Origin of the sequence: uncultured Tessaracoccus sp. (assembly GCF_947286155.1) — a bacterium.
Taxonomy (GTDB): Bacteria; Actinomycetota; Actinomycetes; order Propionibacteriales; family Propionibacteriaceae; genus Arachnia.
The window spans coordinates 25098-40526 of the sequence record NZ_CAMYPD010000024.1 but is presented as its reverse complement, the minus strand read 5'-3'; the positions used below and the strand labels follow the sequence as shown (position 1 = coordinate 40526).

General features: G+C 65.0%; 14 protein-coding genes, 1 tRNA gene and 1 riboswitch. Of the genes, 8 read left to right on the top strand and 7 right to left on the bottom strand.

The window, feature by feature from the left end:
* Positions 1-172 precede the first annotated feature (172 nt).
* A complete protein-coding gene (locus Q0X68_RS07670) occupies positions 173-1366 on the bottom strand; it encodes a TIGR04053 family radical SAM/SPASM domain-containing protein (protein WP_297749849.1) in 1194 nt (397 codons plus the stop codon).
* Between the two features lie 129 nt (positions 1367-1495).
* Positions 1496-1637: riboswitch (cobalamin riboswitch) on the top strand.
* A gap of 75 nt (positions 1638-1712) precedes the next feature.
* Between Q0X68_RS07670 and Q0X68_RS07665 the strand changes: the two genes are divergently transcribed.
* From Q0X68_RS07665 to Q0X68_RS07655, 3 genes are read left to right on the top strand one after another with little or no spacing between them, the layout of a single operon-like run.
* Positions 1713-2738, top strand: coding sequence for an iron ABC transporter permease (locus Q0X68_RS07665; protein WP_297749852.1), 1026 nt, complete (start codon positions 1713-1715; stop codon positions 2736-2738).
* 31 nt (positions 2739-2769) lie between these two features.
* Positions 2770-3804 (top strand): ABC transporter substrate-binding protein, encoded by a 1035-nt coding sequence (locus tag Q0X68_RS07660; protein WP_297749846.1) that lies wholly within the window; start codon positions 2770-2772, stop codon positions 3802-3804.
* Positions 3804-4577: an ABC transporter ATP-binding protein gene (locus tag Q0X68_RS07655; RefSeq protein WP_297749843.1), complete on the top strand. Its 774-nt coding sequence runs from the start codon at positions 3804-3806 to the stop codon at positions 4575-4577. Before Q0X68_RS07660 ends, Q0X68_RS07655 begins: the two co-directional genes overlap by 1 nt.
* Positions 4578-4583: 6 nt before the next feature.
* On the opposite strand, the gene Q0X68_RS07650 is transcribed toward Q0X68_RS07655, so the two are convergent.
* From Q0X68_RS07650 to Q0X68_RS07635, 4 genes are all read right to left on the bottom strand, one after another.
* Positions 4584-5237 carry a TM2 domain-containing protein gene (locus Q0X68_RS07650; RefSeq protein ID WP_297749840.1) on the bottom strand — a complete coding sequence of 218 codons (654 nt, stop codon included), beginning with the start codon at positions 5235-5237 and terminating at the stop codon, positions 4584-4586.
* 88 nt (positions 5238-5325) lie between these two features.
* Positions 5326-6726, bottom strand: a complete 1401-nt coding sequence (locus Q0X68_RS07645) for an alpha-amylase family glycosyl hydrolase (protein ID WP_297749837.1) — start codon at positions 6724-6726, stop codon at positions 5326-5328.
* A 25-nt stretch (positions 6727-6751) separates the two neighbouring features.
* Positions 6752-7174: a hypothetical protein gene (locus Q0X68_RS07640; RefSeq protein ID WP_297749834.1), complete on the bottom strand. Its 423-nt coding sequence runs from the start codon at positions 7172-7174 to the stop codon at positions 6752-6754.
* Positions 7175-7217: 43 nt separating this feature from the next.
* Positions 7218-7820, bottom strand: a complete 603-nt coding sequence (locus tag Q0X68_RS07635; RefSeq protein ID WP_297749831.1) for a histidine phosphatase family protein — start codon at positions 7818-7820, stop codon at positions 7218-7220.
* Between the two features lie 124 nt (positions 7821-7944).
* Here Q0X68_RS07635 and Q0X68_RS07630 point away from each other — a divergent pair.
* Positions 7945-8027: transfer RNA gene (locus Q0X68_RS07630), tRNA-Leu, on the top strand.
* Positions 8028-8239: 212 nt separating this feature from the next.
* Here Q0X68_RS07630 and Q0X68_RS07625 read toward each other — a convergent pair.
* Positions 8240-9811, bottom strand: a complete 1572-nt coding sequence (locus Q0X68_RS07625; RefSeq protein WP_297749828.1) for a polysaccharide deacetylase family protein — start codon at positions 9809-9811, stop codon at positions 8240-8242.
* A 191-nt stretch (positions 9812-10002) separates the two neighbouring features.
* On the opposite strand from Q0X68_RS07625, the gene Q0X68_RS07620 reads away from it, so the two are divergent.
* Positions 10003-10608 carry a hypothetical protein gene (locus Q0X68_RS07620; protein ID WP_297749825.1) on the top strand — a complete coding sequence of 202 codons (606 nt, stop codon included), beginning with the start codon at positions 10003-10005 and terminating at the stop codon, positions 10606-10608.
* Positions 10609-10619: 11 nt separating this feature from the next.
* On the opposite strand, the gene Q0X68_RS07615 is transcribed toward Q0X68_RS07620, so the two are convergent.
* Positions 10620-11693 (bottom strand): carboxypeptidase-like regulatory domain-containing protein, encoded by a 1074-nt coding sequence (locus Q0X68_RS07615; RefSeq protein WP_297749822.1) that lies wholly within the window; start codon positions 11691-11693, stop codon positions 10620-10622.
* Positions 11694-11873: 180 nt separating this feature from the next.
* On the opposite strand from Q0X68_RS07615, the gene Q0X68_RS07610 reads away from it, so the two are divergent.
* The 3 genes from Q0X68_RS07610 to Q0X68_RS07600 are packed head-to-tail and all read left to right on the top strand — an operon-like array spanning position 11874 to position 15294.
* A complete protein-coding gene (locus Q0X68_RS07610) occupies positions 11874-12953 on the top strand; it encodes an SH3 domain-containing protein (RefSeq protein ID WP_297749819.1) in 1080 nt (359 codons plus the stop codon).
* A gap of 57 nt (positions 12954-13010) precedes the next feature.
* Positions 13011-14684, top strand: a complete 1674-nt coding sequence (gene pgi, locus Q0X68_RS07605; protein ID WP_297749815.1) for a glucose-6-phosphate isomerase — start codon at positions 13011-13013, stop codon at positions 14682-14684.
* Positions 14677-15294 (top strand): vancomycin high temperature exclusion protein, encoded by a 618-nt coding sequence (locus Q0X68_RS07600; RefSeq protein WP_297749812.1) that lies wholly within the window; start codon positions 14677-14679, stop codon positions 15292-15294. The genes pgi and Q0X68_RS07600 overlap by 8 nt, the downstream gene beginning before the upstream one ends.
* Positions 15295-15429 lie beyond the last annotated feature (135 nt).

The following is a 15429-nucleotide window of genomic DNA, read 5'->3' as shown; positions in this document are numbered from 1 at the left end:
CCCGGCACTGGTGTCACTTGCCTAGCTGCGACGAGGCGTCGCCCAGAAGCAGGTGACACTTGATCCGCTCAGTTGCCGCACAGGTTGCACCTGCCCGGGGCAGGCCCAGCAACCACCGGGCAGCCGCAAGATAGATCAAGTTCGTGGTGGGTAGACGAGCCACCAACTTGATCTATGATTCAGCGTCGGCGAGCCACGCGTCGGGTTGGTACACGCAGGTCGGGTCGGAGGCGAGCGGGTCGCCCAGCATGGCGTGGGCGCGGGCCCTCGAGCCGCCGCAGATCCAGTTGAAGTCGCACACGCTGCACTTGCCGGAATAGCTCGACGGGTCGCGCAGGGCCTGCATCATGGGCGCGTTCGAGTAGATGTCGTGGAACGACTGCTCCTTCACCGATCCACAGCGGTACGGCAGGAAGCCCGACGGGTACACGTCGCCGATGTGATCCACGAACGCAAAACCCCGGCCTGAGTTCACCCCAATCGGCGGGCGCGGCGGACGTCGATCCGTCACCTCGCCCAGCAGCCGGTCGGTCTCCGCCATCAGCCACCGGTGCAGCTCGCCGCGCTCGGGCATGGGGAGCCCGGCCTGGCGGGCCTCGTCGCGTTGGATCGCCACGCGACGGTAGTTCGGCGCCTCGGTGACCTTCACCGCAATGCGGTCGGAGACGTCGTGCAACCAGTGCAGCACGTCCTCCATCTCCTCCGGGTCGAGGGGCTCGAGGTTCGAGCCACGCCCCATCGGCACCAGGAACAGCAGGTACCACATGTGCGCTCGCATGGCGATGGTGTTGGCCAGCAGCTGCGGCAGTTCCTGCAGGTTGTTCTTGCAGATCGTGGTGTTCACCTGGAAGCGGAATCCATGCTTGACAACGAGCTTTGCCGCCTCCATCGTGGCGTCATAGGTGCCGTCGATGCCACGGAATGAGTCGTGCGTGGCGGCAGTGGCGCCGTCGAGGGACAGCGAAAAGGCCTTCACCCCAGCCTCGCGCACGGACGCGAGACGTTCGTCGGTGAGCAGCGGAGTCACCGACGGCGACAGCGCGATCGGCAGGCCGATGCTGGTGCCGTACGCGATGAGCTCCTCCAGATCGGGGCGCTCGAACGCGTCGCCGCCGGAGAGAATCACGATGGGGCGAGGCGTGCCGTACGAGGCGAACTCGTCGAGCAGTTTCTTGCCCTCGGCGGTGGTGAGCTGGCGCGGGTCGGGTTTCGTGAACGCGTCGGCACGGCAGTGCTTGCACGCCAGCTGGCAAGCCCTGGTCACCTCCCACACGATGACGTGCGGCCGCTCGCCGGCGTCGTGATGCAGAGTGCGGACGACGCCCTTGCGGGCCTCGTGAGGATGCGAACCAGGATGGGCAGACATAGCCTCGACGATAACCGCCGGCCAGCGGATCACCTGAGGCGGGGTCGGGTACCGGAGACACAAGACAGTCCCGCCGCCCACACCCTGAGTGTGAGAGAGGGGGCCGCAACCGTTCTCCTACAAGGTGTTATGATGAGCGCACTTCTTCGGAGGCAAATGGCGTCACCGAAGATGCCCCTAGCCATGGAATTCCGGTGAGAATCCGGAGCTGTCGCGCAACGGTATGGCCAAGAGCTGAGCCCGATCACTGGCGAAGGGCTGTGTATTTCCCGGTCGCGCGAAACGACCCTGACAGGAAGTTCAGACTTTGCCCGTTCCTGAACGTGACGAATCGCCCAGGCAGCGCTTGGCCGCGAGGCGACGTCGGCTGTTGGGGCGCCTCCTCGTACTTGTGGTGCTGCTGTTGGTCTCGCCTACACTCACCATTGCGTTGGGCCCTGCAGGAGTGCCGATCCCAGACGTGCTCGGGGTGATTGCGAGCCACATCCCTGGGTTGGACGTGGATATCACCTGGTCGCAGACGGTTGACGCTATCGTCTGGCAAACCCGGGCGCCTCGCATCGTTGGAGCGGTGGTTGTGGGCGCCATACTTGGAACCTCCGGAGTGGTGCTGCAAGCCATCGTTCGAAACCCTCTTGCCGAGCCGTACGTACTTGGAGTCAGCTCAGGAGCGTCCACGGGGGCAGCGGTCGGCATGATCATCATCGGCACGACGAGTGCTGCTGGCGTCAGCGGGCTGGCGTTCATTGGTGCTTTGATCGCCACCGGTTTGGTGCTTCTGATCGGAGGGCGACAGGGCTCGTCGTTGCATCTGGTGCTGGGCGGTCTGGCGGTGGGTTTTGGGTTTCAAGCCGTGACAAACCTCATCGTGTTTTCCTCGGGAAGCCCAGAGACGTCTCGAGCCGTGATGTTTTGGATGCTCGGATCTCTGGGGCGGATCTCGTGGGCCGACCTCCCGGTGGTGAGCGTAGTTGCCGTAGTACTCGTCGCGCTGATGATGCTGTCCGGCCCGGTTCTCGACGCCCTGTGTAGCGGAGATGCCGCAGCACGCTCCGTAGGGGTGGAGCCCGGACCTGCCCGGGCAATCCTGTTAGTGCTCGTCTCCGCCGCAGTGGGCGTCGCGGTCGCGACAGCGGGGAGTATCGGGTTCGTAGGGCTCGTGATCCCGCACATGATGCGGTCCTTGGTCGGACATTCGCACCGAATGCTGGTGCTCGCGAGCGCCCTCGCTTCCTCACTATTACTCGTCTGGGCGGATGCGTTCGCCCGCATTGCGTTCGCCCCCGCCGAGCTGCCTCTGGGTGTTGTTACTGGGCTCGTCGGGGCGCCCATCCTCGTTGTACTCGTGCGTCGATTGGCTCCGGGTCGCTGAAGCCAAACAACAACTATCGAAAGGTTCAACAATGACGAAACGATTGCTGGTACCACTGGCGTTGCTCTCCCTGGCCGTTGCCGCGTGCGGCACGTCTGCGGCTGACAAAGCAAGTCAGGCCTCCTCACAAGCAAGCGAGCCGAGCACAACCACTTCGCAAGCCAGCGAGCCGAGTGCGGCGACGGGGTTTCCCGCTCGTGTCACCAACTGCGGCCATGAGCTGACAGTTGAAAAGGCCCCGGAACGCGTGCTGATGTTTTCCGGCACAGCTGCACCCGTGTTGGATGAGCTGGGTTTGCTGGACAAGGTGACGGCGCACGCCGGTGCGCAGAGGTTCGGTGAGGCCGCCGGCGAGCTCGATCAGAAACTCAGAGCCATCAAGCAGGTTTCCAGCGAGGAATTGGAAACTGGAGGCGCCACTCTGTCCACCGAGGCGATCCTCGCTGTCAACCCAGACCTCGTGCTCGCCTACGACTTAGGCGTTGATCGGGAGGCCCTTGCCAAGCTGGGGATTCCGTTGTACTCACCAGAAGCGCTGTGCCCCAATTATGAGGTCAAGCAGGCCTCGTGGGAGCTGGTGGACGAGGAATTTGAACGGATCGCCACCATCTTTGGGGCGACCGACCGCTTGCCGCAGGCGTTGGAGCGCCTGCATTCGAAGGTCGACGAGCTCCAGCAGCACAGCGACGCCGTGGCTGGTTCGACTGCCGCGGCGCTGTACGTCACTCCAGGGTCATCCACCTTCTACGCGTACGGGACTTCGTCGATGGTGCAGCCAATCTTCTCGGCGGTGGGGTTGAAGAACTCATTCGACGACGAGACCACCCGGGTGTTCGACATGACGATGGAGACCGTGTTGAAACGGGATCCGGAGTGGATCGTACTGCTCTCCCAGGACGCGACCGAGCAGGAAGCGAGAGACACATTCATGGGGTTCCCTGGCGTGGATGCGCTGCAGGCGGTAACCAAGAACCAGGTTGTTGTCTTGCCCTTCGCGCTGACTGACCCACCAAGCAACCTCTCGGTTGAGGGCGCTGTGCGGCTTGCGAAGGCGTTGCATCAGTAGTGCTCGATGTTCGAGACGTCCGGGTCGAGCGTGGTGGGAAGGTCGTGCTCGATGGGGTGAGCCTCGTGGCACGCCAAGGCGAGACAGTCGGCGTTCTAGGGCCGAACGGTTCGGGCAAATCCTCACTCCTGCTGGCCCTGCAAAAGGCGTTGCAGGTGAAGGAAGGGCAGGTACTCCTGGACGGCACCGACGTGCAATTGCTTGGGCGACGCGCGATCGCTCGAGCAATTGCCGTGGTGGCGCAGGAGACGGGGACGACCCTGCCGCTTTCGGTGCGCGACTCCGTGATGCTCGGGCGTCTCGCGTCGTCTGGGATTCTGCGTTACGGCGCATCTGCGGAGGAAGGCGTTGTCGAAGAGGCGCTCCGGAGGGTGGGGCTCTCAGGCCACTCTGAGCGGCTCATGACACAACTCTCAGGAGGGGAACGGCAGCGCGCGCTGATAGCCCGAGCCATCGCACAGCAGGCTACGCATCTGCTTCTCGACGAGCCCACGAACCACCTGGATTTGCGTCACCAATTCGCGCTACTCGATCTGATCGCCTCGCTTGATTGCGCCACCGTGATTGTGTTGCACGACCTGAACCTTGCAGCGCGCTGCTGCGATCGGCTGCTCCTCCTCGACGAGGGGCGGCTCGTCGCGGCGGGGACACCCGACGAAGTACTGCAGCCGGCCCTGATCGAGCAGGTGTACGGGATCTCGGTGGAGCGAATTGAAAGCGGGGGGAAGGTGCATCTCATCTTCGGGCCTCCTCGCAGCAGCGCTTCGGCCTGATGTGTATTACTGCAGGATGCCCCCGCGTGCGTCGCGGCTGGCCGGTGAGCCGGGGGCTGCGGTGAGGATCATGATGCCTTCGACGATTCCCCAGATCGAGCTCACGAATGCGAGCATCCCGAAAGACAGCACAGTAATCAACAACTGTGCGATTGCCTTGCCCGTGTAGCCGAGGTAGAAGTTGTGGATGCCGAGTGTGCCCAGAAAGACACCAAGCAGACCAGCGGCCACCTTCGACTTGGTGCTGGGCGCCATGTTGCCGTACGGCCCCGGCTGGGCGGCGTAGCCGTAGGGCGGCGGCATGTTCGGGTTGTATCCAGGCTGCGGAGCGTAGGGCTGAGGCATCGGCCCGGGCGCCTCACCGTACGCCTGCGGAGGGTGATTCGTCGGGTCCGCATACCCGGAGGCATATGGCGCGACGGGTTCCGGGCCGCGCGGCATCGGCTCCTGGAAGCTGCTGGGAGGCGCGGGCATCTCAAACTGAGGCGACGATGCGGGCGCAGGCGAAGGGCTAGGCGTCGGTGCAGGCGCAGGGGCAGCACCACCGTCGGATGGGGCATCTGCTTCCGTGGGACGGTCGGGCTCGACTGAGCCGGCCTCGTCCCACGCGCCCTGCTCCTCAGACGAGGCGTAGGGGTCGTCGTAGGGATTGTTGCTCATCGTTTTCCTCCCGTTGCGTGCAAGAACTGCTTCCCATGGTACGGCGTCGGCGGTAGCACGAACGTATCGTGTTTCGCGCGCGCCGTGATTACTGGCGTGTGCCGACGTGGAACGCGACGGCGCCGCCACCCGGCATGGTCACCTTCACCCGCCCGTCGGCGACGGTGATGTCGCAGGCGTCGGAGAGCACATCGCAATACTCCCCGTCCGGGAGCTGCGTCGCTACCTCGATCTGCTGTTCCTGGGCGTCGGAGGAGATCGCGACGAATCCCTTGTCGCCGCGGTCGAGTGACAGCACCGAGTTCTCCCACACCTGACGTTCCACCGGCGCATCCCCGACGACGGCCCGCCAGCCAGCGAGTGCGGCGACGCGTTCGTCGACGCAGTAGAACTCCCCGCCCGACGGTGAGTCGGAGCTGGTGCAGACGACGTCGTCGACCTTCCCGTCGGTGCTCGGGGCTCCGGCGTCCTTGTCGGAAAAGGCGTAGCCGGAGTACAGCACTGGGCGCCCGAAGTCGGTGGCGAGCATGAGCAGTTCGGCCTGCACGAACTGCTCACCGTCCTTCGGCGTGAGCGTCTGGTGCCCGCGCTCGGTGTCGTGGTTGGTGACGAACGTGTAGGCGTGTTCAGAGTCGACGGCGCCCTCGCGCGTCTCCATCGCCAGGTGTAGCGAACCACCCTGCACCACGCCGGCGATGTCGCGCGCCCACTGGAACGCGAACACCCCGCCGAGCGACGTGTAATCCTCTGGCTGCACGGGCTCGTTTCCGCGGATGACCTCGGAGATGATGATCGGGTCGCCATCCACCTTGCTCAGAATCTGCTCCACGTCGCGGACATGCATGTGCTTGGCGGCGTCGATCCGGAACCCGCCGACGCCCAGCGAAAGCAGATCGTTGAGGTAGCCGGCGATGGTGTCCTGTACGTTCGGTGCGTCGGTGCGCAGGTCGGCGAGGTTCGACAGCTCGCATTCCTGAATTTGTTGCTGATCGGAATAGTTTTCGATGTCGTCGTTCGGGGTGAGCCCGCAGTGATGGAAATCGGATTCCTCGTACAGCCCCGGGTAGCTGTAGTGCTTGAACTTCGTGCCCGCCACGCCGGTGCCCCCGTCGATGCCGGCCATGTGGTTGATTACCGCGTCGGCGATCACCTTCACGTCATGCTCATGGCAGGTGTCCACCATGCGCTTGAACTCGTCGCGGGTGCCGAGCTTCGACTCCACCTGGTAGCTCACCGGTTGGTAGCTCGTCCACCACTGTTCGCCCTCGATGTGCTCCTGCGCGGGGGAGAGTAGGACGAACTCGAAGTGATTCGGGCCGAGCACGTCTGCGCACTGCTTGGCTACGGAGTTCCAGTTGTACTGGAACAGTTGGATGCCGACGTTCGGGGTGACCTCGAGTTCATTACCCGACGACGCCTCGTCGCCGGTGCTACACGCGGCCACCAGCATCGTCGCCGTGGCCACGAAGGGCAAGAGATGTGTGCGCATGAGCGCCATTGTGTCAGGCGGAGGGTCAGTGCACCTCGCGCGCGGCGAGATCTGGAGACAGCATCGCGAGCCGCTCATTGATGGTGGCAAGTAGGTCGGCGGTCTCCTCGTCGAGCTGGCGCATGGCCGCGCGCCGCTGCGAGCCTCGCCGTGACGCCCACGCGAGCTGCCCGCGCATCCGCAGTGAGGCCGCCTTCTGGCGCCACACCCTGGCGTCCTCAGTGCCTGGAAACACCTCGTCGACGGCATCCGCGCACGCCTCAATGGCGTCGATCTTCGCATCGAAACGCACCTTCGCGCTCTTGTTGCGCAGCGCGGACTTGATGTTGTCGACGGTGGCTTTCGCCGCCTCGGTGATCTTGGGCGCATCTTTGAGCGCTGCAAGGAGTGCCGCCGACGCAGCAAGCGCGCTGGTGGCGGCTTTGATTACGGGGACTGGGTTGGCCATTACGTCAGTCTACGGGGCGACGCTGCAAGGGATGCGTTGGTGTTCAGGCATCCTGTGCAGCGACGTCGATCCCCGCCCAGCGGACGACCTTCCAGCCGTCAGCGGTGGAACCCTCCAACACGATCCATTCCGTGTTGTGCAGGGGCTGGGCGGTTTCGAGGCTGAGCGATGGGTGGACGGTGAGCCCAAACACGCGGATGGCGGCACCGTGGCTCACCACTGCTGCGACGGCGTGCCCCGCCGCTTCGATCTCCTGCACGGCGCCGGAATAGCGCTCGAGGAACTCGCGAGCGGTCTCGCCTCCCGGCAGGCCGACGTCGAGGTTGTCGGGCGCCCAGCTTTCCAGCACTGCGACGTAGCGCTCCCAGTCTGGGCTCATCTCGTCGTCGCCCGCCGAGATCTCCGTCAGCCCCTCGAGCACGGTTGAGGTCAGCGCAAGCTTGCTGGCGAGCGGTTCGGCCGTCTGCTTCGCGCGCGTGAGATGCGACGTGTACAGAGCCTCGATGGGCTCATCCGCAATGCGCTCGACGAGGTCTCGCGCCTGCTGGAGACCGAGCTCGTTGAGCGGCGCCCCCGGCGCTTGCGTGTCGAGAAGGTGCTGCACATTGGAATCGGTCTGACCGTGGCGAATGAGAATGAGGCGCATGATGCCAGGGTACTCAAGCCGCGATTGAAGTGCCCACTTGTCACCATTTCATCGTGGTCCGGTAATTTCCCCGCAACCAAACGCGTGTGCTACTGTTTCTCGGCGGACCAAACGTGTCCCACACGCGCGAGTGGCGGAATGGCAGACGCGCCGGCTTCAGGTGCCGGTGCCCGCAAGGGCGTGGAGGTTCAACTCCTCTCTCGCGCACGGCACAAAACCCCGTCTGACAAGGTGAAGCACCGAATCAGACGGGGTTTTCTTGTTGTACGGAAAATGCTACAGGGTGGCAAGGCACGCCATAAGGTACCCCGTTGAGCACCCCGCGCCGAACGGAAAAGTCGACTGAACGCACTCTAGATGCCAGAAACCGGCTCACAGAGCCCAAAATCTGCATCTGGAGTGCGCTCAGTCGCGCAGCGTCATCCGTCGCAGCCGAATCCTTGTTGCTCGATGCCGGTGCCACGACAGTACGCGTGCCCGGTGAAGAGCCCGCCGGTGTTCAGCGTCAACTCGCTCACCGTGACGAGCTCGACACCGGCCTCAGTGAGCTGGTGGATGATCTCCTCGGCGGCGGCCACCGTCGAGTCGTGAATGTCGTGCATCAAGACGATCGGCTCGGTGAAGGTCTTGCCGTCCTTGACCGCGATACCGATGGTGCTCGCCGTATTCTTTGTCTTCCAGTCCTCCGTGTCGACGCTCCACTGCACAATCGCCATGCCGTGCGAGGTGATGATCTCGTCGACCATCGCGTTGTGGCTGCCGTACGGCGGGCGAAACAGCAGCGGCTTGAACCCTGTGGTCTTCTTCAGCAGCTCGGAGTTGCCCGCTACCTCTTTCTCGACGCGCTCGCGCGATTTGGACGCCAGGTTCGGGTGCGTCACGCTGTGGCTACCGATCTCGTGGCCGGCAACCGCGACGTCGAGCGTCGTGCCCGGATACTCCTCGATGCTGTTGCCCATCTGGAAGAACGTGGCAGCAGCCTTTGCGGCGTGGAATGCAGCCAGCAGCTCAGGGGTTTTCGGACCAGGGCCGTCGTCGTAGGTCAACGCGACGCAGCGCTCGACGACGCTGTCGAAGCCGATGGCCGTCGTGGGGCGTACCGCGCCGCCCGGCGTCGGTTTGGGGAGCGCCTCGCCAGGGTCGGAGCCGTCCGACGGACGGTTCGGGGAACCCGTCGCGGCAGGGTGGTCTTCGCCGGGCTTGAAATGCGTGATGGAGATCGACGCTTTGCCGGAGAACTCCGACGGGGTGAGGCTGGCCGAGCGGGCGATGCGTCCAAAATCTGAGAGCCACTGCGTAGCGTCGACCGTAATTTTCGCGACGGTATCCGTCACCGCCCCCGCGCGGAACGCAAGCACCATCGCACCATCGCCATTGAACGCCATCGCGGGGCCGTTGCCGTACGGCGCCGACTTCTCGATGAGCGCGGCGTCGGCCTTGTCGGCGTCGAGCCCGGCGTCGGCAGCCGCCTGATGCACTGCCTTCGCAAACTCGCCCCACTTTGAGGCCGAGATCAGCTCGGGCGAGGCAAACGACTGCTGCTTGCGGGTGTCGTACCAAATCATGCACGGCGTGTCGCTCTGCTCGGAGCCGAACGACGAGTGCAGCGCCAGGCCGATGGCATCCCGCGACGCCGCGAGGAGCGCGCCCTTGATCTCCACCTTCTCCTGCGAATCCCACGACGCCTGACGCAGGATGCGGTTGCGCACCACCTCGACGGCCTGCGTCAAGTTGCGTGCCGACGGGAACCGCGGCGTCACCACGTCCTTACCTTTCGCTTCCTTGCTCAGCATCACCTCGACGATGCCCGGCACCAAGGCCGGCGGCACCGTCGTCCATTCCGTGCTGGCAGCTGTTGGCGAGGGCGACGGGGAACCGCTGGCGGCAGTGGGTTCGGGGCTGGGGGCTTTGCCGTCGATGTCTCCGGAGCAGGCGGCGAGGCCGAGCACGGTCGCGGCGGACAGACCTTGGAACGCGCCGCGGCGACTCACGCCGAAACGATGGGTGGGTGGCAGCTGATTCCTCACGAGCTTGAACGTAACCTTCGCCCGGGGTCAATCCCAAATCCCAAAGGTGATTCTGAGAGGATTCTCACCCAATTTTTCGGCTGCGCTCAGCATGAAGGGAAGCGACGAGGAGGCGGCGGCAGCCGCTCGTGACGATTTCGCGGCACAATGACACCATGACGGTTCCCTCTGGCATCATCACCTGTCTCCCCGACGCCGACCTCGACGACGTGGCGAGCGTCGTCGAGGTGCTCATCCAGGAGCACCTGAACACCTTCGCCGTGCCCCTGGGGCGCCTGGGCGAGTTGCGTTCCATTTTCGGTGCCCGAGCGAACTTCGGCGTGTGGGGCATCGACGGGATCAACGCGCTCACCCAATCCATCGAAGCCGACGCACAGTTCATACTCACCGACGGAGCCGACGAGGACATGGCGGCCACTGCCCGGGGGCACTCCGCCACGTGGTTCGCCAGCGCGCTGACCCCGCTCGAGGTGCGTGCGGTGCTGGAACTCGGCGCCACCGGGGCGTTGCTGTGGCCGGCGGAGATCGTCGGGCATTCCATGGCGAAGCATCTGGCGCGTTTGGGGCTCACGTCGAGAGTTATCCCGATGGGTGGGGTTGGCGCGTTTGCTGCCGGGGAGTGGCTGGTGCACGGATCGCCGGCCGCGTGCGTCGACGAGACGCTCCTAGGCGATTCCCTTGGTGGCGGGGATCTCGGCATGCTGCGCGACAGGTGCGAGTCGTTTCGGAAGGCTGCACTGCGCGGAGTGCGCGAAGGCTGATAGCCGCCGCGTCAGTGCGCGGCGCGACGAGGTGCAGGCGCTGGGGGTGCGTCCTCGTCGTCGGAGAAGAGCCCGTCCTCGCTGAGCAGCGCTGACTCAGGTTGCGCAGCGCCTGCCGAACTGTCGCGGCGCACGCGAGAAGCCACCACGGCCGCGGCCACTGCGGCCACACCTCCGACGGCAACCAGCCCGCCGGCAAACCATGCCAGCATACGGCCCATGCCGCCGCCATCCGAGCTTGCCGACGTGCCCTTCGCGTCGTCGCTTGCCGGTGCGGCCGGCGTTGCAGACGCCGTGTTGTCGGGGGAAGGAGTCGCCGTCGGTGATGGTGGTTCGCTGGGCGTGGGCGATGTCTTGGCGATCTCCTTGTGTTGCACCTTGAGCACCACCGGCGTTTCCGCGGCGGGGATGCCGCCCCCACCCTCGAATTTGAGCGTGAGCTGGTGGTCTCCTTTTGCCTCTACCGGAATCTCGTAATGCGTAGTGAATGTGCCGTTGGCTGCAGTGACGGCATATCCCTCCTCCACTTCGCCGGCGGGGGAGAACAGCAAGATGCCGGCGTCGGACACCGGGTCGCCTGCGGGGCTCACGAGCTTGCCGCTGATCGTCACGAACGAACCGTTCGAGGGTTCAGGCAGGTCAGCCTTCGCTGAGAGCTGGGTGGTCGGGGGAGGAGAGGGCGTTGCCGACGGGGCCTCTTGCGAATCGCTGTCGGCAGGCGACGCAGCATGGGGTTGGTCGGCTTGCGCAGCGCGCGTATCCGACGAGGGCACTGTGAGGGTGATGGATGCCGTCGCAGCCGGGTCTTTGCCATGGCCTGAGAAGCGCACGATGAGGTCTTGGCTGCCGCTCATTCCGGGCGGGACAGGGAACCTCATGTCGAAGGTGCCTTGCCTGGTTGGGTGGGACGTGGCCATGTTCCGTCCGCCGAGCGACGCAGACACCGATCCTTTATTGACGGCGTATCCCTCATCATCGATGAGCACGCCATAGACGTTGACCGTCTGACCGTCGAAGTGGACTCGGGCGTCGATCTTCGTCTCGGCTGCATGCGCAGGCGTGCTGAGCAGGCTCAGGCACGCCATGGCGAGCGCCGCGAGCCAGATGGCTGCACGGTTGCGGGATCGAAGAATCGGGTGTCTCCTTCCGTGGGGATGGCCGGAGCCAACTAGAAAACCTAACTAACGATAGCGGGGGATGTCGAGGTTGCATTGTTCGCTTCTATCCTGAAGAATAGCTGAGAGATTCTTAAGTTAGGAGTGGCGTTGGAGGAACACCTTCCATCGGTCGAGTACGCCGACGCGCCCGAGCGTCAGCGCGACTCCAAACGCAGGTCGCGTGTGGCCAAGGCATCGTGGGCTGTCGCGGCTGTGGTTGTCGCCGGGCTCCTCGTCGGATCGCTCGCGTTTGAGTCTGCAGTGCAGGGCGCCTCCGACACCACCGACCCCACCGCCATCCCCATCCCCATCTCCAGCGCGGAGCGCACCTCCGGCGCCGACCGAGGCACCCAGCGCCGCCCCCTCACCGCTCGCGTGACACCAACCCCCACGCCGAGCGCGTCCCCGTCGAGCAGTACCCCCAGCGACGAGGCCTCGTCGCCCAGCGTGTCGACGGCAGCCAGCCCGAGCGAAGCAGCGTCGCCGGCAGCTTCGGCCAGTGCTCCGGCACCGAAGGAGGCGCCATCGTCGTCGGATGTAACACCATCGCCCACCCGCTCGACCCCGGCGGTCCCCAGCCTCGGGGAAGTTGTCGGCACGCAGTGGACGACGGCGACGGTCAACGTTCGCCGCGGCCCTGGCGTCGACTTCACAACGCTGGTCGCACTCGCCCCCGGCACGCAGGTGCAGGTGACGAACGTCGTCGTCGACGGGCGGTGGCAGCAGGTGCTCGTCGACGGAAGGCCGGGGTTCATCTCGAACAAATACCTCGGCGAGAAGGCCGAGGCGCCCACGCAATCCGCTTCGCCCAAGCGTGAGAGGAACGCTGCTCAGGAGCCGTGCAAGGCCACGGTAAGGGGCGAAGAGGGCCTTACGACACGCGCTGTCGGCGTGCTTAGGGCCCTGTGCAGCGAGTTCCCCAATGTGACGAGCTTCGGCGGATGGCGCAACGACGCAGGCTCGTACCATGGCCAAGGACGCGCTATCGACGCGATGATCTCGGGCGAAGCAGGTTGGGAAGTGGCCAACTGGGCGCGAAAGAATGCGTCCAAGCTCGGCATCACCGAAGTCATCTACGCACAGAAAATCTGGACCGCCCAGCGCGCATCTGATGGCTGGCGCTCCATGTCCGACCGTGGCAACGACACCGCCAACCACTACGACCACGTGCACATCACCGTCCGCTGATATTGCTTGTCGGCACCGTCGGCCCAATCTGTTCGCTAAGGCAATAGGCTGGGTGCCATGAATAAGCCCATTGATGCCACCACCACGCCCGCATGGGCCAAGCTCACCGAACTCAAGCAGCAGTTCACGCCCGACTTGCGCGGCTGGTTTGTCGCTGACCCCAACCGTGCCTCCACATACACCTTCGACGTGGCCGACCTCCACGTCGATCTGTCGAAGAACTTTCTCACCGACGACGTGCTCGCCGCGCTCGTCGAACTCGCGGAGCAGGTCGACGTCCCCGGGCGCCGCGACGCCATGTTCGACGGTGAACGCATCAACGTCACCGAGAACCGCTCCGTGCTGCACACCGCACTCCGGCTGCCTGCCGACGCGCAGCTCGAGGTAGACGGGCAGGACGTCGTCGCAGACGTCCACGACGTGCTGCGCCGCATGGGGGAGTTTTCCGACGAGGTCCGCTCCGGCGCCTGGGTGGGGGTCACTGGCAAGCGCATCGAGACCGTCGTGAATATCGGTATCGGCGGCTCCGATCTGGGGCCGGTGATGGTCTACGAGGCGCTGCTGCCGTACAAGCAAGATGGGCTGACGTGCCGGTTCGTCTCCAACATCGATCCGTCCGACGTGTACGAAAAGACGGCTGACCTCGACCCGGAAACCACGCTGTTCATCGTCGCGTCCAAGACGTTCACGACGCTGGAGACCCTCACCAACGCGCGCCTGGCTAAGGCCTGGCTGCTCGACACGCTCGCCAAGCAGGGGGCCATCGACGGCGGCGACGAGCAGCGTCGCGAGGCGATTGCGAAGCACTTCGTGGCGGTGTCGACGGCGCTCGACAAGGTGGCTGACTTCGGCATCGACCCAGCCAACGCCTTCGGCTTCTGGGACTGGGTGGGCGGCCGCTACTCCGTCGACTCCGCCGTCGGGCTGTCCGTAATGATTGCGATCGGCCGCGAGGGGTTCCAGAACTTCCTTGGCGGATTCCACGCCGTCGACGAACACTTCCGCACCGCAGAACCAGCCCGCAACGTGCCGCTGCTCATGGGCTTGCTGAACATCTGGTACGTCAATTTCTTCGACGCCCACTCGCACGCGGTGCTGCCGTACGCGCAATACCTCCACCGCTTTGCTGCTTATCTGCAGCAGCTCACGATGGAGTCGAACGGCAAGTCGGTGCGCTGGGACGGCACGCCGGTGACGTCGTCGACGGGCGAAATCTTCTGGGGTGAGCCCGGCACGAACGGCCAGCACGCCTTCTACCAGCTCATTCACCAGGGCACTCGCCTCATTCCGGCCGATTTCATTGCCGTCGCCAATCCCGCGCGCCCGCTGCGCGATGGCGAGACCGACGTGCACGGGCTGTTCCTGGCGAACTTCTTCGCGCAAACAGCGGCGCTCGCCTTCGGCAAGACGGAGGACGAGGTTCGCGCTGAGGGCACGGCGGAAGAGATCGTTCCCGCGCGCGTGTTCGCCGGCAACCGGCCCACGACGTCGATCCTCGCCCCGGCGCTGACCCCGTCGGTGGTGGGGCAGCTCATCGCGCTCTACGAACACATCACGTTTGTGCAGGGCGTGGTGTGGGGCATCGACTCGTTCGACCAGTGGGGTGTGGAGCTTGGCAAGAAGCTGGCGCTCGAGATCGCTCCCGCGGTGAACGGCGACGAGGCGGCGCTCGCCAAGCAGGACGGGTCCACGCAGGCGCTGGTCTCCTGGTACCTCGCGAAGCGTGATTGACAAGGTGCGCAAGGGCATCGGCTGGGCCCTGATCCTCGCGGCCCTGCCGGTGCTGGGCGCCCAGCTGCACACCATCAGCGCATCGTGGGGGAGGGTGTACGACGCGGTAGATGCGCCGTCGAGGCGCGACGTGCTCGTGCTGGGGGCGAAGGCGGATCGAGGTGGCCCGTCGGCGTTTCTCGCGGCGCGGCTCGATCTCGCCATCGAGCTGTTTCGGCGGGACGTGGCGCGCCGCATCATCGTGAGCGGTGACGGCAGGGCCGAAGCCAACAATGAGCCACGCGTGATGCGTGAGTACCTGGAGCGGCGAGGTGTGCCGTCGGAGATCATTGTTGAAGATCCGAAAGGCCTCGATACCTACGATTCCTGTTTGCGTGCGCGCGACACCTACAGTTCGGATGCAGTTGCCGTGGTCACGCAGGATTTCCACGTCCGACGAGCCGTGACGATCTGCCGGGCGCTCGGCGTGGATGTGTGGGGTGTGGAAGATAGGTCTGTGGCTCGGCGCTGGCCGCTGGTATGGGGCAAGGCGGTGCTGCGCGAGGGGCTCGCGAACGTCAAGATGGAACTCGATCTTCTCTCCGGTCGTCCTCCTGCTGCCGGCCGCTGATCAGCCCCGTGATGATTTCGATACGCGCTCTGCGGGCGCTACTCAATCATCGAGGGGGCGCGCGGGCGCTACTCAATCATCGGGTGAGTGACATCGGTGGTTGTGCCGGCCCGAAGGGCCGAGTCGAAACCACTA